This window comes from Hymenobacter sp., from assembly GCF_036388155.1.
Classification (GTDB): domain Bacteria; phylum Bacteroidota; class Bacteroidia; order Cytophagales; family Hymenobacteraceae; genus Hymenobacter.
On the sequence record NZ_DASVSI010000098.1, the window covers coordinates 33,376 to 49,655 of the forward strand.

Below are 16,280 nucleotides of genomic sequence, written 5' to 3' on the forward strand. Positions count from 1 at the left end.
TTTCTCAACAAACCTACGCAGCAGGCCGTTGGCAGCGATAAGTGAGGGCGTGCAGCGCGCAAGCAACGGCCAAGAGCGGAGTGCCGCCCAGCACGGCACCGGCCGGCCAAAATCCCGCTGGTTTCTTGGCCGATGGGGGTTTTTGTGCCAACTTCGGGGCCATTGCCGGGTTGGTTTGCCTGGTTCCACTTCCTTTCCGACTAGCCGCATGGCCCAGAATCCACTTCCTTCCGCCTCACCCGACTCGGTGGTGCCTGCGGCCACTACCGACGTCGTCGATGCCCTGGCCCACGTGCACGTGGTGTGCGCCGAGCCCAGCATCGCCAACCATTTCCTGGCCGAGCTGCGCGACAAAGAAGTGCAGAAAGACAGCCTGCGTTTCCGGCGCAACCTGCAGCGGCTGGGCGAAATCATTGCCTACCGCATCAGCGCGCACCTGAGCTACACCGACCAAGTGATTCAAACGCCGCTGGCCGAAACCACTGGCAAACTGCTCCACGACTTTCCCATTCTGGCCACGGTGCTGCGCGCCGGCTTGCCGTTTCACCAAGGCTTCCTCAACTATTTCGACCAGTCGCCCAGCGCCTTCGTTGCCGCCTACCGCATCGAGGGCACGGCGCAAGTGCAGGTGCAAGTAGACTACCTCTCGGCCCCCAGCCTCGACGAGCGGGTGCTCATTCTGGCCGACCCTATGCTGGCCTCGGGCAAAAGCCTGGTGCAAACCTACCGCGCCATGCTGCGCTTTGGCACGCCGCGGCAGGTGCACATTGCCGCCGTCATTGCTTCGCCCGAGGGGCTGGCCTACGTGGCCCGCGAAATTCCGGAAGCCAACCTGTGGGTGGCGGCCATCGACGAGCGCCTCAACGAGCAAGCCTACATCGTGCCCGGCCTGGGCGACGCCGGCGACCTTTCCTACGGCAGCAAACTGTAGCAGCGGGGTACTCGCCCGCGCCAGTTGGGCCCTGTGGTGCCCGCAATAGCAAGCAGTTTTTGAACTAGGGCTCCCTAAACGTGGTATCTTTGTCGGGCGTCCACCCCGCGTTGTTGCCCACTCCCCACCGCCTGTTTTTTCTGTCTCGTTTTGGTCCACCCCGCCGTTAAATGCGCGTCCGTGTTTTTGCTGAGCACGGTCAAGTTTTTGGGCGGCCCGCTGGCCGGGACTTCCATGGGGCTGCATTTCTGGCCTACCCTGGGCCTCACCGTGGCGGGCATGATGACGAGCGTGTTCATCTTCTCTGGCATCGGCCGTGTCTGGATGCAGCACCGCCAGAAACAGCGCCGTCTGCGCCGGGAGCCCATCTTCACGAAACGCTCGCGCAACATCATCAAGGTATTTCGCAAGTTTGGGATGGGCGGCATTGCCTTTCTGACCCCAGTGCTCCTGTCGCCCATTGGCGGCACCGTCATTGCCACGCTGTTGGGCGTGCCCCGGCATCGCATCCTGCTGCACATGTTCCTGAGCGCCGTGTTCTGGGGGTCGGCCCTCACCTTCGCGAGTATTCACTTCGGGCACATGCTCAAGCACTAGCACCCTCTTTCAAATCATAAAGCCCGGGCCCACTGCAGTTGATGCAGTGGGCCCGGGCTTTATTACGTAGTGAAACCAGCCTTTAACGGCGCTTGCGCGCCTTGATGGCCTTCACGCCTGGGGCCGAACCGCCTTTTTTGCCTACGTTGGCTTTCGAGCCCTTGGTGCTCTTCTTCTTGCCTTCCACAAAAGGCTTACCGGTGCGCTTATCAATGGTCACGCCCGGTTTAATCCATTCCTTTTTCTCGTGGAAAGCACCCTTGAAGGTAGGGTCCAGCTTTTTGCGGCGCTCGTCCAGTTCGCGGCCCATTTTCTGTTGCTCTTCAAACGGGGTTTCCTCAACCTTCACTTGTTCGGGCAAAGGCAGCACCTCGATGGTCTGGTTGATGAGCTGCTCAATCTCCGAGATGTGCACCATCTCCGCTTCGTTGGCGAAGGTGATGGCGGCGCCCGTTTGTTGGGCCCGGCCGGTGCGCCCGATGCGGTGCACGTAGTCGTCGTGCACAATGGGCACGTCGAAATTGATGACGTGCGTCACCTGCGGCACGTCGATGCCGCGCGCCGCCACGTCCGTGGCCACCAGGTAGCGCACCTCTCCGGCCCGGAAGGCGTCCATGCTGTTGATGCGGGCGTTCTGGCCCTTGTTGCCGTGAATCACGCGCACCTCGCCTGCGGGCGCCTTGCGCTCCAGGAAGTGCGCCACCTGGTCGGCGTGCTCTTTGGTGCGGCAGAAGAGCAGCACGCGCGTCATGGTTTCGGCGTCGCGGTGCAGCAGGAAGTTCAGCAGGTTGATTTTGGTGAGCAGGTTGGGCGCCTGGTACAGCGTCTGCGTTACCGTAGAAGCCGTTTTGGCCGGTGGACTCACTTCCACGCGCACCGGAAATTCCAGAAATTCCTCGCTCAGCTGCGTCACCCGCTCCGGCATGGTGGCCGAGAACAGCACGTTCTGGCGCTTGCGCGGAATCACTTCCAAGATGCGCCGAATCTGGGGCATAAAGCCCATGTCCATCATCTTGTCGGCCTCGTCCAGCACAAAGGTTTTGAGGTCGCGCAGCACCAGGGCGCCTTTCAGGTAAATTTCCATGAGGCGGCCCGGCGTGGCAATGAGCACGTCCACGCCTTCGGCAATGGTTTCAATCTGGGTTTTCGGCCCCAAGCCGCCGTAAATGGCGAAGATTCGGAGGTCGGTGTGCGTGGCCAGCGCTTTCAAATGGGTTTCAATCTGAATGGCCAGCTCGCGGGTAGGCGCCAGCACCAAGGCCCGTGGGTTTTTGCCCTGTGCGTATTTCGCTTTCATCAGCAAGGGCAGGCCAAAAGCGGCCGTTTTGCCGGTGCCGGTTTGGGCAATGCCCAGCACGTCGTGCCCGGCCAGCAACAGCGGAATCGTCTGCTGCTGCACCGGCGTGGGCTCAGTGAAGCCGGCGTCCGCCACGGCGGAGAGAAGTTGTTTGTTGAGCTTGAAATCGTTGAACGACGGGGTGGTATTGGGTTCCATTCCGCAAAGGTCGGCTTTTTGGCGCGGGTAGCATTTGATGTAAAGCAAAAACAACGTCATGCCGAGCGCAGCCGAGGCATCTCGCTTGGGTCGGCCTCACGATTGAGTTAGTAGTGGCACGCGTTAGTAGTGGCACGCGAGATGTCTCGGCTGCGCTCGGCATGACCTTTTACCGTTCTGAACCGCAAGCCAGAACTTTTTTTGCCCGTTTCCGCTTCTTTTTCTATCTTTGCCCCACCAAAACAAACACGGTAGATATAGCTCAGCTGGTTAGAGCGTCGGATTGTGATTCCGAAGGTCGTGGGTTCGAGCCCCATTATTTACCCACAAAAAGTAAGTCCCCGGAGAATTATCCGGGGACTTTTTTGTTGCTTACTTTAATTCCGCTTTAATACGGCATTCACGCATCTGTTCTCTCACCACACTTTAGCTACATGAGTCTTCTCGTCATCGGCAGCGTCGCGTTCGACGCCATCGAAACGCCTTTCGGCAAAACCGACAAAATCATCGGCGGTGCCGCTACCTTCATCAGCCTGTCGGCTTCTTATTCGGTGAAGCTCGTGAAGCTGGTGGCCGTTGTCGGCGAAGATTTTCCCCAGTCCGACATCATGCTGCTCGAAGAGCACGGCGTGGACGTGGAAGGCCTGCAAGTGAAGCAGGGTGAAAAGTCGTTTTTCTGGTCGGGCAAGTACTCGCAGGACCTCAATTCGCGCGAAACCCTGGTGACGGAGCTGAACGTGCTGGCCGATTTTGACCCCATCATCCCCGACGCCTACCAGGACTGCAAGTACCTCATGCTCGGCAACCTGGCCCCGCAGGTGCAGCGCCTCGTCATTCAGCGCCTCGTAAACCGGCCCAAGCTGATTGTGATGGACACCATGAACTTCTGGATGGACATTGCCCTGGAAGACCTCATTGCGACCATTGAAATGGTGGACGTGCTGAGCATCAACGACGAAGAAGCCCGCCAGCTCTCGGGCGAGTACTCGCTGGTGAAGGCCGCCAAGAAAATCATGGGCATGGGCCCGAAGTTTCTCATCATCAAGAAAGGCGAGCACGGTGCCCTGCTTTTCCACAAGAATAAGGTGTTCTTCGCGCCGGCCTTGCCGCTGGAAGAAGTGTTCGACCCCACCGGTGCCGGCGACACGTTCGCGGGCGGTTTCATCGGCCACCTGGCGGCTACCGACGACATCAGCTTCGAGAACATGAAGCGGGCCGTCATTCATGGCTCGGCCATGGCCTCGTTCTGCGTAGAGAAATTCGGGACCGAGCGCCTGCTCAACCTCACCCCCGAGGAAGTAGAAGCGCGCGAAGCCCAGTTTGCCGAGTTGGTGAAGGTCGTGCCGGCCGTAGCCGTGGCCAACGTGTCGGCCGTTTAGCCGCCCCAAAGCACAACTCTTTTGGCTTGGCGTGGGTAAAAGGAACATCATTCCACCTTTTGCCTTCCACGCCATGTCTGATACGAAAAACCTCCTGCCCGACGAGAAACCTTCAGTAGTGCCTTACGAAAACGAAAAGCACAAGAAGACGAAGACGCCCAAGGTGGACTCGAATACCACCCAAAATCCGAACCAGAACCACATCAGCGTAGAAGGCAACAACACCATGGGTGCCTCGCCTGGCGGTAAAAGCGCTCATGCGCATAAAATCCCGCAGAATAAGCCCCGCAGCAACCCGCAAGGCAACCAGCCGATGTCAGTTGATAGAAGCCAGAAAGGCCCCGGCCGTAAAGCCGACTAGTTCCTGAAGCGAAAAAAGCCCCGCCAATTCAATTGGCGGGGCTTTTTTGTGCATAAACAATTTCTCTAGAAATCCCAGCCCAGCCACTTGCCGAAGCCTTCCCGTTGCGCTGGCCCGGCCTTATCAAGCTTGCGCACCGCGTACCGTTGCCCAAAGCTGACGCCGGGCATGGCCTTCAGGCTCACTGTTAGCAGGCGGCTTTGGCGGAAGACACTGACTTCGTACTCCCCGGCCGCGTCGTTGAACAGCGACTGCAGGTTCATGTCCACGCGCCGGCCATTCACGGCTATTATCTCGTCGTCGATGGTCAGGGCCGCGGCAGCCGGCGAATTGGGCCAGATGGCGCTTACCTCCGTCCGCTCGTTCTTCACCACCGTCCGGAAACCAAACACGCTTTCCGAGGCCGAACCGTTTTCGCCCACCAGCAGCTCGCAGCCCACCGTGTGTAGCACCTTATCCAGCGACTCCGTCAGCGGCGCGGTCCCGTAAATGAACTTATCGAAATACGCGTGCATGTCGCGCCCGGCTACCTCGTTCACCAGCCGGATGTAGTCGGCTTCGGTGTAGCCGATGCCGGTTTTGCCGAATTCCTCATACAGCCGCCGCATCACGTCGTCGAGGCTGCGGGCATGGCCGGAAAGCTGCCGCAAGGTCAAGTCCAGAATCAGGGCGGCCAGAGCGCCCTTGTGGTAGACGGACACCTTGCGGTCGGGCACACCCGACTTATAGCCATCCAGCCACAGGTCCATGCTGGCGTCGGCCAACGAGAGGTTTTCGCTGCCCGCATCATCAAAATGCTTGCGCAACACCGTGTTCAACTCTTCAAAGTATTGCTCTGGCGTGTGCACGCGGCTGCGGGCCAGCAGGTACTCGCCGTAATAAGTCGTGATTCCCTCGGCAATGAAACAGGTGCGGAAGTAGTTCTCACGGCTGTAATCATAGGGCTGCATCTCCGCTGGCCGGATGCTCTTGATGTTCCAGGTATGGAACAGCTCGTGGCAACTCACGCCCAGCAGCTCCTTATATAAGCCTTCGCTCATGATGAGCTCGGCCGGGCCTAGCACAATCACCGTGGAGTTATGGTGCTCCACGCCGTGGTAGTGCTTGTAGGGCAAGAACTGGTTCAGGAAATGGTAGTCCGCCACCGGAAAGCCTCCGAACATCTCCAGTTGTACCTCCGAAAATGCTTTGAAATCAGCCAGCAGTTGCGGCCAGTTCACGTCTGCTTCGCCCTGCACCCACACGTGGAATGGCAGCCCGCCCGCCTCGTATTCCTGATGCACCAGCGTGGGGCTGGCAATGAGCGGAGCATCGGCCAGCTGGTCGAAATTCTGCGCCGCCAGCACGTTTGGGCTGGTTTGGGGCAGCCCGCAGGCAATCTGCCAGCCTCGGGGAATGGCCAAGGTCAACTCGCAGGCTTCTTCCTGGCGGCCCTCCACGTACATCAGCGCCTGTACCGGGTTCAGGTACAGCTGCGACTCATCGAGCCAGGAACCGCCCGCGTCCATCTGGTGGGCGTAGAAGTTGTAGCGCACTACTACCGTGCGGCCGGCTGCGTTCGGTACCGCCCACCGGTCTTTGGTGAGCTTGCGGTAGGGGAGGGGCTGGTCGGAAGCCGCGTCAAAAAACTCGACTTTTTGAATCTTCTGCGCGAAGTTTTGCAGCTCGTACCGGCCTGGCCGCCACGCTGGCAGCTGCAGTTCCAGCGGCTCCGCCACGTCGGTGGCTACGTCCATCGTTATTTCAATTTGCAGGTAGAAAGTGAGCGGGTTTGCGTAGGAAACGCGGTAGTGAATCATCGCTGGGAATGGTTAAAAGTGCCTAAAGCTAGTAGCAGTACGCCCACGCCAGCTAAAAGTGGCTGAGGCCCTTGCCTTTTCCAGACAAAGCCCGTACCTTTGCCGGCCCAACTCGAAACTAGAAAACTAGACATACCATGAAACGTACCTATCAGCCTTCGAAGCGTAAGCGTGTCAACAAGCACGGTTTCCGTCTCCGCATGGAAACCGCCAACGGCCGTAACGTGCTGGCCCGTCGCCGCGCTAAAGGCCGCAAGCGCCTTACTGTATCCGACGAAGGCAAGCACAAGCGCTAGAATCCTAGCTGTTAGCCATTAGCTAATAGCTGTTAGCTAACCGCCAACAATGCAACCACCACAATCACCGGGCATGCCCTCTCCCTCGGAGACGGGTCCGGGTGGTGAGGCCACCGGAGGCGCGCCCCCACGGCGCTATACCTTCCCGAAAGAGGAACACCTGTGTCGCAAGAAGCTCATCGAAGAGCTTTTTGGCAAGCAGGGTTCCTCTTTTGGCGTTTACCCCTTGCGCGTGGTGTGGGTGAAAACCGAAGCGCCGACCGCTGCGCCGCCGCAGGTGCTCATTAGCGTGAGCAAGCGAACCTTCAAGCGGGCCGTCGACCGCAACCGGATAAAGCGGCTCATTCGGGAGGCTTATCGGCTCAATAAATATCGGTTGCTTGAGCAACCAACCGGGCATCAAGTCGCTCTTCTGGGTATTATCTTCACGGGTAAGGAAAAAAGTCCGCTTGCTTTGGTGGAAAAAAAATTAATTTCCGCAATCCAACGTTTGACAAGCGCGCCGGCAGACTCATCCGCTCCAGCGCCCGCCCCGTAGATTCGCCCATACGCCACCCGTATTCTATGACTATCCGCAAAAAGCTACTCGCGACCCTGGCCTTGAGCACGCTGGGTTTGGTTTCCTTCCGGGCTGCATCCGACAACGAGCGGTATTTCGAAATTGCCAAGAACTTGGACATTTTCGCCACGCTTTTCAAGGAGGTGAACACCTATTACGTGGACGAAGTGACGCCCGCTAAGCTGGTGAAAACGGGCATCGACGCCATGCTGCGCTCGCTCGACCCCTATACCAACTACATTCCGGAGGACGACATCGAGGACTTCCGCACCATGACCACCGGCCAGTACGGCGGCATTGGCGCCTCGGTGGTGAAGCGCAACGGCAAAACCGTGGTGCAAACCGCCTACGAAGGCTACCCGGCCCAAAAAGCAGGCTTGCTTCCCGGCGATGAAATCCTCGACATCAACGGGGTAATGGTGGATAAGAAGTCGAACTCCGACATCAGCAAACTCCTCAAGGGCCAAGCTAATTCCATCGTGAAGCTCATGGTGACGCGCTATGGCCAGGACAAACCCATCCAAATCGACATCACCCGCGACAAGATTCAGGTCGATAACGTGCCCTACACCGGCATGATTTCCGGCGACGTGGGCTATTTCCAACTCGGCGGCTTCACCGTCGATGCCGGCCGCGAGGTGCGGGCCGCCGTGACCAAACTCAAGGAGCAGGGTGCGAAGAAAATCGTGTTCGACATCCGCGACAACCCCGGCGGCTTGCTGAACGAGGCAGTGAACATTTCCAACCTCTTCATCGACAAAGGCCTTGACGTGGTGAGCACGAAAGGCAAAGTGACGGAGTGGAACAAGACCTATAAGGCCCTCGACCAGCCCCTCGATACCCAAATTCCGGTGGCTATTATTACCAGCAACCGTTCGGCTTCGGCCTCGGAAATCGTATCGGGCGTGTTGCAGGACTACGACCGGGCGGTGCTGGTGGGCGAGCGCACCTTCGGCAAAGGGCTTGTGCAGGCCACGCGCCCGCTCAGCTACAACTCGCAGTTGAAGGTGACCACCGCCAAATACTACATCCCCAGCGGCCGCTGCATTCAGGAAATCGACTATGCTCACCGCGCCGAAGACGGCTCGCTCGGCAAATTTCCCGATTCGTTGCGCACTGCTTTCAAAACGACTGCCGGCCGTGTGGTATACGATGGTGGCGGCGTAGCCCCCGATATTGAAGTGCAGGACCGCGAAATTGCGGACATCACCCGCGTGCTGCTGCAGAAAAGCTATTTGTTCGACTATGCCACTCGCTACCGGGCCGAGCACCCCAGCATTCCGGCCGCCCGCGCTTTCAAGCTCTCCGATGCGGACTACCAGAAGTTCGTGGGCTACCTGCAGGGAAAGAACATCAGCTACAGCACCGACGCTGAGAAATCCCTCACCGAGCTCAGCAAAAAGGTGAAGGAGGAGAAACACTACGACGACGTGAAAGCCGAGCTCGAAGCCATCCGCAAGAAAGTGACCGTGAACAAAGCCAACGACTTGCAGCGCTTCAAGCCCGAAATCAAGGAGTTGCTAGAGCAGGAAATTGTGTCGCGCTACTACTTCGAGAAGGGCCGCACCGAAGCCGGCTTCGACGACGACCCCAACATCATCGCCGCCGTGGCCGTGCTGAACGACCCGAACCGCTACGCCGCCCTGCTGAAGCCCTCAGGCCAAGCCGCCAGCGCCCGCAAGTCGGCTGGGACGAAGTAGATTGCCGCATGAAATGGCAATCCGCTTTACTGATTGTTTCCTGCGGTCTATTCCTAGCATGTTCTCAACAGCCAAAAGTTGAGAAAGCAAAAGCGAACGGTGTCAATCCATTAGCTTGGATTGACACCGTTCGCTTTAATAGCAAGTTGACCCAGGCTCAATGGCAGCAAGTATACTTTGTTCGCAACAACGAAGAAGACTATGAAAAACTAACTGACACCGCACGGATTGCATTGCGGTTTTCTTGGTGGCGGGCATTTCATCGTTACGTTGTTGTACGTGTTGAAAACCGTCCGGAAATTCGTGATTCTAGCGGAGTGCGTAATCTATACGAAGAGTGGTTTGCTCTTTATAAAGAAAATATCCAACGCTTGAATCATGATTGCCCCGTTCAGAAAGACGGTAAGTGCTTCGGAAAGCCACTTCCATTTTTGCACCAGCAAAACGTCGTTCTACTAAAGGAGAACGTAGTCCCGCATGTCGTTAGGGAATTAAACGCAATAGGGTTCTGGCAAATGAAACCTGTTTATAAATCCCCACCGCATACAGATGGTTCAAGCTGGACCTTAGAGGTGTTTTATAAAGGCAAATACAAGGCGGTGACCACTGATATGCCCAATGAGCCATTTAAAAAGCTTTGCTTAGAAACGGTGAAAATGAGTGGTTATAAGCTGAAACCAGAAGAAATTTACTAGTGCTTCTCCTCTCCCTCGAAACCTCTTCCCCCGTCTGCTCGGTGGCCCTTCACAGCATCGCCGACGGTTCCCTCATCGGCCAGTCCGAGCTGCGGCTAGACAAGTCGCACTCCACGCACCTTACCATTTTGATTGAGCAATTGCTCGAAAACGCCGGCTACCAGTTGGCCGACCTTGCCGCCGTAGCCGTGAGTGACGGGCCCGGGTCCTACACCGGCCTGCGCATTGGCGGGGCCGCGGCCAAGGGCCTGTGCTTCGCGCTAGATATTCCGCTGGTGGCCGTGAGCACGCTCAAAGCCTTGGCGGCGCAGGTGGCGGCCGTCACGGCGCGGCCCGAAAACTACCTGTATTGCCCCATGCTGGACGCCCGACGCACGGAAGTGTACGCCGCCATATATGCCCCCGACGGGCAGGAAGTGCTGGCACCCACGCCGCTGCTGCTCGACGCCGACACGCTGGCCGAACAATTGGCCCACCGTTCCGTGTTATTCTTCGGGCACGGTGCCGCCAAGTTTCAGGCGTTGCTGGGAGAAAATTCCAACGCTGGTTTCCTGGCGGGCATCGAGCCATCGGCAGTAGCAGTAGGTCAATTGGCCGTTGCCGCCTACCATCGGCAGGAATTCCAGGACGTGGCGTACTACGAGCCATTTTATTTGAAAGAAGTATACACCACGACGCCGAAAAAGTAGCGTGGACTCTGTGAGTCCGCGCCGGAACCGCGCCGCATTCACATTCATCAATAAATACGCGGACTCGCAGAGTCCACGCTACAGTATGGAACCTCTCTTCGTCAACCGCGTCGCCAATAGCGGCCTTGTTACCATAAACCTGGAAGAGTTCATTCATCCCGGCGAGCGGGTGGTGTACGACATCAAAGACAACCTCTTTCACGGCCTCATGCTGCGCGAAAAGGATTTCCGTGAGTTTATCAAAACCAACGACTGGACGCAGTACGACGGCAAAAACGTGGCTATCATCTGCTCGGCCGATGCCATTGTGCCCACCTGGGCCTACATGCTGCTCGCCACAAAGCTCCAAAACCACGCGCACCGTTACGTATTCGGCAACGTAGACGCGCTGGAGCAGTCACTTTTTGAAGAAGCCATTGCGGCCATCGATGCCGAAGAATACCGCGACGCCAAAGTGGTGGTGAAAGGCTGCGGCGACAAGCCCGTCCCCACCTTCGCCTACGTGGCCATCATGCAAAAGCTGCTGCCCGTCACGAGCAGCATCATGTATGGGGAGCCGTGCAGCACCGTACCGCTCTACAAAAAGCCGAAAGCTGTAGCACAATAGCAAAAATTGTATAGAAAGCCCGTCACGCTGAGCGGAGCCGAAGCATCTCTCCCGTCTGTCATCCTGAGCACAGCGAAGGACCTTATCAAGTCAGAACCAATCTTTCTAGCGTGAAAAGATGCTTCCTTCGTCAGCATGACAGCCGAAACGGAAGAGATGCTTCAGCTCCGCTCAGCATGACGGGCTTTTTACGCTGAATTCCTCGGGTAACTCGTTCGCATCTTTGCACCATGCCTGAGCTTACCCGAATGCCCTACAAAATCACCTTCCTTGCCGGTACCTCCATTGTCATCGCCAACATGGTGGGCACGGGCATATTTACCAGCTTGGGGTTTCAAGTGCTGGGCATCCAGAGCGGCTTTGCCTTGCTGATGTTGTGGCTGGTCGGGGGCCTCATTGCCCTGTGCGGCGCCGTGTGCTACGGCGAATTGGCGGCAGCCATGCCTCGTTCGGGGGGCGAGTACCACTACCTGAGCCAGATATACCACCCTGCGATGGGGTTTTTGTCGGGCTGGGTTTCGGCCACGGTTGGCTTTGCAGCTCCCACGGCTTTGGCGGCGTTGGCGCTGGGCACTTATGCTAAAAGCGTGTGGCCGGGCCTGCACCCCGAGTGGCTTTCCGTCACTGTGCTACTGCTCTTGACGTTGGTGCACGGCACCAGTACCCGCGCCGGCAGTCGTCTGCAAGTCATCATCACCGCGCTTAAAGTAGCCGTGCTGGTTGTTTTCATCGGCGCCGGGATGGCAATAGGAGAGGGACAGCCGCTGAGCTTTGCCCTCGATGCCGCTGGCTGGCGCGCTCTGCTCAGTCCTGCATTTGCGGTGTCGCTCGTGTACGTGAGCTACGCTTACTCGGGCTGGAACGCCGCGGTATACGTTACCGGCGAAATCGAGAATCCTAAGCGCAACCTGTCGCGCATTCTGCTGGCGGGCACGGCCGTGGTACTCCTATTATATGTAGGGTTGAATTATGTGTTTCTGCGCTCCACGCCCTTGGCTGGCCTGAAAGGGCAGGTGGAAGTTGGCTTCGTAGCGGCCACTTCGCTGTTTGGCCCGGTTGGGGGCCGGCTGATGGGCGGCGTTATTGCCGGCCTGCTCGTTTCCACCATCAGCTCTATGGTATTCGCCGGCCCGCGCATTGTGCAGACCATGGGCGAGGACATTCCGGCCCTGCGTTTCCTGGCGCCCAAAAGCCGAGCCGGCATTCCTGTGCGAGCCTTGGCGCTGCAAACATTTATCACGCTCCTGTTTATTATAAAGCCCAAGTTTCAGGAAGTGCTGGTCTACGCCGGTTTCGTGCTGAACCTGTTTACTTTCCTCACTGTGTTGGGCTTGTTTGTCTTGCGTTGGCGCCAGCCCAACCTGCCGCGGCCCTACCGTGCTTGGGGCTACCCTTTCACGCCGCTTATTTTCCTGGGCCTCAGCGGCTGGACCCTGGCTTTCATCCTGAGTGAAAAGCCCAGGGAGTCGCTGTATGGCTTGGCCACGCTAGCAGTTGGGGCCGTTGTCTACTTTCTCACCACGCGCATCACCGCAGTTCAACCGGTTCCAAGAGGCTAATAATGCCCCGCCGTAACTTGCGTTGATAATTCAGGCATTGCCAGTGCAAGCCATTCGTTTTCCACTCTTCCTTATATAATGCACCTCCGCACTGTTGCGCTTCGGCTTTTGCCAGCCATTCTGCTCCTGCTCACCGCCTGCTCCGAGTCCACCACCAAAACAGAAACCGCTTCGACAAAGGAAGAAACGATGGCCACCACGGCCGATGCCATCGACTCTACCAAGTCCGAGGCCCCGCAGCCGACAGGTGCCGCCAGCCGTGCCAATCCAGTTCCTACGCCCTCCGCTGCGCCAGACACGGCCTACGCCCACGACGTGGCCATGTTCCTTGGGGGACAGCCACCCAGCCAACAGAGCAAGCTCACCGCCCTCGCGGCTCAGCCAGCTTGGCAAGCTTTCGCTCTGGACCAGGATAAAAGTTGGGCCAAGTACCGTTCCACCCATACCACCAGCATGACCAAATGGGCCAATGCGGAGTTGGACGAAGTGCACCGCAACAGTCCCACCATCTTCTATCCTTTCAGCGGCCCCGACTTCTTGAACGTTTTTACGATGTTCCCCACCAGTCAGACCTATGTGCTGATGGGGCTGGAGCCCGTCGGCAGCGTGCCGGCTCGCGCTTCGCTCGAGAATCCCAAGTTATTTCCTGCGGTAAAAGCTTCGCTGTGGTCGGTGCTCAACTTCAGCTTCTTTCGCACCAACGACATGGCTGTCGACCTGAAATCAGTCGAGCTTGACGGCGCCCTGCCACTTATGATGCTGTTTGCCGCCCGCACCGGCAACCAAGTCACCGCCATACGTCCGGTGAAGCTTGACGCCGCCGGCCAGCTCCAAGATGCCACTGCCATCGATACCACCCAGGCCGCAACTGCTAAATCTGTTCCTGGTGTTGAGATGAAATTGCGCGGCCCCGACGGCCAAGCCAAGACTGTTTACTATTTCTCCGCCGACCTCAGCGACTGGAAGCTGAAAAGCAATAGCGCCCCTTTAGCATTTGTGCGTACACTTGGCCCCCTCACCACGTATGTGAAGTCGGCCACCTACCTCATGCACAAAACGTATTTCAACCAAGTACGTCGCGTGGTGCTTCGTCGCAGCCGCTACATCCTGCAAGACGATTCCGGCATTGCCATGAAGTACTTTCAAAAGGGCGCCTGGCAGTTCAACCACTACGGCACGTACAAACGCCCCATCAATCTTTTTGCCAAGCATTACCAACCGGAGCTCACCCTCGCCTACCGCGACACGGTTAACCGCCCCAAGCCATTGCCTTTCGGTACCGGCTACAATTGGCGCCAAACCGACTCCAATTTGCTCCTCGCACGCCGGCTCATTCCTCTAGCCGATTAATTATCCCAACAAAACAGCCTCACAGGGCCGTGGTGGCAACACTACGGCCCTTTTTACTTCTATTCGCTATGGTATCGCTCAACATCAGCCGCTCTCGACGTTACTATATACTGGTAGCGGCCTTGGCAATGGCCGCAGCTTCACTAGCCGGTAACGCGCTACCTAAGCTGCAACGCACGCTTTCGCAAGTGAATATCACAGCGAATAGCAAGTCCGAGGATTCTGCCTTGCTCGATTCCCTGATTCGCACGCACCCCTTACTGACGCGCATCGCAACCAATCCTAAGTACGAAGTCCAGGTTATATATACTCAAATCAATCGCGACGCAAAGAATCACCCCAGTTTCATTAGCCACACCTACCACCTCAACCCTCGGCAGTACTTCAACCCCGCTAGCTTAGTTAAGCTGCCCGTCGCTGCCTTATCCCTCGAAAAGCTCAATGCACTGAGCAAACCGGGAGTCACTCGCCGCACTATAATGGCCCACGGTGCCGCCTACCGCTGCCAAACCCCCGTCCGATTCGCCGTACCCCCCGACTCTGACCAGACTGCCACGGTTGGGAATTATATCAAGCGCATGCTTCTCGTGAGCGATAATCTAGCGTACAACCGGCTTTACGAATTTTTAGGCCAACGTCCGCTCAACAGTCGCCTTGCCCAGTTAGGGTATCCTAGTGCGCGCATCACTCGCCGTTTCGCGCCCTGCGACACAGCCGCCAACCGTTACACCAATCCCATCAGCTTTCACACCCTCCAGGGGGACACCATATATAAGGAGTCCGCTAAAGTAAATCCGCAACCCTTTTTTAACCCCCTTGGTCGCATCCTAAAAGGCAAGAGCTACCAAGCTGGGGGGCGCATCATCCACGAGCCCTACGATTTCACCACTGCCAACTACCTCTCATTGGCTGATATCACCTCATTGCTGCAAAGCATCATCTTTCCCAATTCGGTGCCCGAACACCAACGCCTGAGCCTGCAGCCAACCGATTACGCCTTCTTGCGCCAATACCTGCACATGACTCCACATCAGTCAGGCTACCGTCCCTATGCTTCCACCCGCTATTTCGGCGCCTACAAGAAGTATCTGTACTACGGGCGCAGTGAAGAATCACCTGCCCAATCCGACCTGCACATCTATAATGTAGTCGGCATGTCGCACGGCTACCTCGCCGATGTCGCCTACTTCGCCGATTCCCTCCACCAGTCCGAATTCCTCCTCAGCGCCGTCCTCTACGTCAACCACGACGGCATCATCAACGACGGTGCCTACGAATACGAGTCCATCGGCCTGCCCTTCCTCGCCCAATTAGGCCAGTCCATCCAGCGCTACGAAGCCCAACGCCCCCGCCAATTCCATCCCAACCTCACCGAATTATTCGCTCCCGAGCCAATTCGCTAAAAAAGTAAAATTCCTTTCCCATCATAAGTCCTTGATTCAGAAATCGACCCCGCCCAAAACTGCCCTCCTACCCACCAATCCACACAAAAATCTTTGCGCTACCCTTTGCCATTTCAAAAAGACCCACTACTTTTGCAATCCCAAATCGTCAAACGGACAGCGGGTCTTCAAAAGCAACAACTCTCGAAGAAATCTTGAAAGCTACGGAACTTCACGAAGCATTTGCTTGTCTTACGTCTCGTGCTGCCTAAGCAAAGTCCTAGAAAAGAAATTTTCAAAAATCCTTGCGAAAGTCGAAAAAAGCCCCGTATCTTTGCACCCCGCTTCGATAGGAGGCAGAAAGGCTTGAAAAGCGGAAAGAAGAAAAGTCTAAAATTTTTCTTCAAAAGCTTGACAAATCGAAAAGTCTTCTTACCTTTGCACCCCGCTTCAATGGGAAGCGAAACGACTTCGAAAGCAAAACAGAAAAGCCTAAAAATTTTTCTTCAAAAGCTTGATAAGTTAAAAAGTCTTCTTACCTTTGCGCTCCCAAATCGAAAGAAGGGAAACAAAAAGAAAGGAGAATCTGGCCGCTAGGCCACTTTGCTACCTCAAATGGAGGTAGCAAACGTTCTTTGAATGACTGGAAAAGACAAATGGTAAGGTTTGTATTTAAGCAATTAAGACAAACCGACAACAAACGTAACATTGAGTTGAGCTCGTCAAATACGAGTCGGATTAGCACTCGACATCAGCTCATCTTCGGGTGAGTGTAGGAATTTTTACAATGGAGAGTTTGATCTTGGCTCAGGATGAACGCTAGCGGCAGGCCTAATACATGCAAGTCGAACGGTCGTAGCAATACGATAGTGGCGCACGGG

The 16,280-nt window shown here is 56.8% G+C and carries 16 protein-coding genes, 1 tRNA gene and 1 rRNA gene; 16 read left to right on the forward strand and 2 right to left on the reverse strand.

Annotated features, from left to right (window positions below; all coding sequences use genetic code 11):
• Positions 1 to 208 precede the first annotated feature (208 nt).
• Together upp and VF629_RS13380 are read left to right on the forward strand one after the other, a co-directional pair.
• Positions 209 to 931 (forward strand): uracil phosphoribosyltransferase, encoded by a 723-nt coding sequence (upp, locus tag VF629_RS13375; protein ID WP_331058991.1) that lies wholly within the window; start codon positions 209 to 211, stop codon positions 929 to 931.
• Between the two features lie 150 nt (positions 932 to 1,081).
• On the forward strand, positions 1,082 to 1,528 hold the full coding sequence (locus VF629_RS13380; RefSeq protein WP_331058992.1) for a hypothetical protein: 447 nt from the start codon (positions 1,082 to 1,084) through the stop codon (positions 1,526 to 1,528).
• A gap of 82 nt (positions 1,529 to 1,610) precedes the next feature.
• Here VF629_RS13380 and VF629_RS13385 read toward each other — a convergent pair whose 3' ends face one another.
• Positions 1,611 to 3,023 carry a DEAD/DEAH box helicase gene (locus VF629_RS13385; RefSeq protein ID WP_331058993.1) on the reverse strand — a complete coding sequence of 471 codons (1,413 nt, stop codon included), beginning with the start codon at positions 3,021 to 3,023 and terminating at the stop codon, positions 1,611 to 1,613.
• 251 nt (positions 3,024 to 3,274) lie between these two features.
• Here VF629_RS13385 and VF629_RS13390 point away from each other — a divergent pair.
• From VF629_RS13390 to VF629_RS13400, 3 genes are all read left to right on the forward strand, one after another.
• Positions 3,275 to 3,348: transfer RNA gene (locus VF629_RS13390), tRNA-His, on the forward strand.
• A gap of 109 nt (positions 3,349 to 3,457) precedes the next feature.
• Complete coding sequence (locus tag VF629_RS13395) at positions 3,458 to 4,402, forward strand: PfkB family carbohydrate kinase (protein ID WP_331058994.1); 945 nt, start codon at positions 3,458 to 3,460, stop codon at positions 4,400 to 4,402.
• Positions 4,403 to 4,475: 73 nt separating this feature from the next.
• Positions 4,476 to 4,763 carry a hypothetical protein gene (locus VF629_RS13400; RefSeq protein ID WP_331058995.1) on the forward strand — a complete coding sequence of 96 codons (288 nt, stop codon included), beginning with the start codon at positions 4,476 to 4,478 and terminating at the stop codon, positions 4,761 to 4,763.
• Between the two features lie 65 nt (positions 4,764 to 4,828).
• Here the strand turns inward: VF629_RS13400 and VF629_RS13405 are convergent, their stop codons facing one another.
• On the reverse strand, positions 4,829 to 6,562 hold the full coding sequence (locus tag VF629_RS13405) for a M61 family peptidase (protein WP_331058996.1): 1,734 nt from the start codon (positions 6,560 to 6,562) through the stop codon (positions 4,829 to 4,831).
• Positions 6,563 to 6,699: 137 nt separating this feature from the next.
• Here VF629_RS13405 and rpmH point away from each other — a divergent pair, with 137 nt between their 5' ends.
• The 11 genes from rpmH to VF629_RS13460 all read left to right on the forward strand — a co-directional run.
• The gene (gene rpmH, locus VF629_RS13410) at positions 6,700 to 6,858 is read left to right on the forward strand and encodes a 50S ribosomal protein L34 (protein WP_046246180.1); all 159 of its coding nucleotides are present in this window, start codon (positions 6,700 to 6,702) and stop codon (positions 6,856 to 6,858) included.
• 73 nt (positions 6,859 to 6,931) lie between these two features.
• Positions 6,932 to 7,396 (forward strand): ribonuclease P protein component, encoded by a 465-nt coding sequence (rnpA, locus tag VF629_RS13415; protein WP_331058997.1) that lies wholly within the window; start codon positions 6,932 to 6,934, stop codon positions 7,394 to 7,396.
• A 26-nt stretch (positions 7,397 to 7,422) separates the two neighbouring features.
• Positions 7,423 to 9,117, forward strand: a complete 1,695-nt coding sequence (locus VF629_RS13420; protein WP_331058998.1) for a S41 family peptidase — start codon at positions 7,423 to 7,425, stop codon at positions 9,115 to 9,117.
• An 8-nt stretch (positions 9,118 to 9,125) separates the two neighbouring features.
• Positions 9,126 to 9,812 (forward strand): hypothetical protein, encoded by a 687-nt coding sequence (locus VF629_RS13425; protein ID WP_331058999.1) that lies wholly within the window; start codon positions 9,126 to 9,128, stop codon positions 9,810 to 9,812.
• A complete protein-coding gene (gene tsaB, locus VF629_RS13430) occupies positions 9,812 to 10,501 on the forward strand; it encodes a tRNA (adenosine(37)-N6)-threonylcarbamoyltransferase complex dimerization subunit type 1 TsaB (protein ID WP_331059000.1) in 690 nt (229 codons plus the stop codon). The genes VF629_RS13425 and tsaB overlap by 1 nt, the downstream gene beginning before the upstream one ends.
• Before the next feature lie 85 nt (positions 10,502 to 10,586).
• Positions 10,587 to 11,108: a DUF2480 family protein gene (locus VF629_RS13435; protein WP_331059001.1), complete on the forward strand. Its 522-nt coding sequence runs from the start codon at positions 10,587 to 10,589 to the stop codon at positions 11,106 to 11,108.
• 230 nt (positions 11,109 to 11,338) lie between these two features.
• Positions 11,339 to 12,667 carry an APC family permease gene (locus tag VF629_RS13440; RefSeq protein ID WP_331059002.1) on the forward strand — a complete coding sequence of 443 codons (1,329 nt, stop codon included), beginning with the start codon at positions 11,339 to 11,341 and terminating at the stop codon, positions 12,665 to 12,667.
• A gap of 78 nt (positions 12,668 to 12,745) precedes the next feature.
• Positions 12,746 to 14,017, forward strand: coding sequence for a hypothetical protein (locus tag VF629_RS13445; protein ID WP_331059003.1), 1,272 nt, complete (start codon positions 12,746 to 12,748; stop codon positions 14,015 to 14,017).
• A 128-nt stretch (positions 14,018 to 14,145) separates the two neighbouring features.
• Positions 14,146 to 15,420: a serine hydrolase gene (locus tag VF629_RS13450; RefSeq protein ID WP_331059005.1), complete on the forward strand. Its 1,275-nt coding sequence runs from the start codon at positions 14,146 to 14,148 to the stop codon at positions 15,418 to 15,420.
• 240 nt (positions 15,421 to 15,660) lie between these two features.
• Positions 15,661 to 15,996, forward strand: coding sequence for a hypothetical protein (locus VF629_RS13455; protein WP_331059004.1), 336 nt, complete (start codon positions 15,661 to 15,663; stop codon positions 15,994 to 15,996).
• A gap of 187 nt (positions 15,997 to 16,183) precedes the next feature.
• Positions 16,184 to 16,280: ribosomal RNA gene (locus VF629_RS13460) — 16S ribosomal RNA — on the forward strand; the annotation flags it as partial.

Bases quoted from the DNA above. Each gene is read 5' to 3' on its own strand.
- upp (WP_331058991.1), top strand. From the start codon at position 209: ATGGCCCAGAATCCACTTCCTTCCGCCTCACCCGACTCGGTGGTGCCT.
- VF629_RS13385 (WP_331058993.1), bottom strand. From the start codon at position 3,023: ATGGAACCCAATACCACCCCGTCGTTCAACGATTTCAAGCTCAACAAA.
- VF629_RS13395 (WP_331058994.1), top strand. From the start codon at position 3,458: ATGAGTCTTCTCGTCATCGGCAGCGTCGCGTTCGACGCCATCGAAACG.
- VF629_RS13400 (WP_331058995.1), top strand. From the start codon at position 4,476: ATGTCTGATACGAAAAACCTCCTGCCCGACGAGAAACCTTCAGTAGTG.
- VF629_RS13405 (WP_331058996.1), bottom strand. From the start codon at position 6,562: ATGATTCACTACCGCGTTTCCTACGCAAACCCGCTCACTTTCTACCTG.
- rpmH (WP_046246180.1), top strand. From the start codon at position 6,700: ATGAAACGTACCTATCAGCCTTCGAAGCGTAAGCGTGTCAACAAGCAC.
- rnpA (WP_331058997.1), top strand. From the start codon at position 6,932: ATGCCCTCTCCCTCGGAGACGGGTCCGGGTGGTGAGGCCACCGGAGGC.
- VF629_RS13420 (WP_331058998.1), top strand. From the start codon at position 7,423: ATGACTATCCGCAAAAAGCTACTCGCGACCCTGGCCTTGAGCACGCTG.
- VF629_RS13425 (WP_331058999.1), top strand. From the start codon at position 9,126: ATGAAATGGCAATCCGCTTTACTGATTGTTTCCTGCGGTCTATTCCTA.
- VF629_RS13435 (WP_331059001.1), top strand. From the start codon at position 10,587: ATGGAACCTCTCTTCGTCAACCGCGTCGCCAATAGCGGCCTTGTTACC.
- VF629_RS13440 (WP_331059002.1), top strand. From the start codon at position 11,339: ATGCCTGAGCTTACCCGAATGCCCTACAAAATCACCTTCCTTGCCGGT.
- VF629_RS13445 (WP_331059003.1), top strand. From the start codon at position 12,746: ATGCACCTCCGCACTGTTGCGCTTCGGCTTTTGCCAGCCATTCTGCTC.
- VF629_RS13450 (WP_331059005.1), top strand. From the start codon at position 14,146: ATGGCCGCAGCTTCACTAGCCGGTAACGCGCTACCTAAGCTGCAACGC.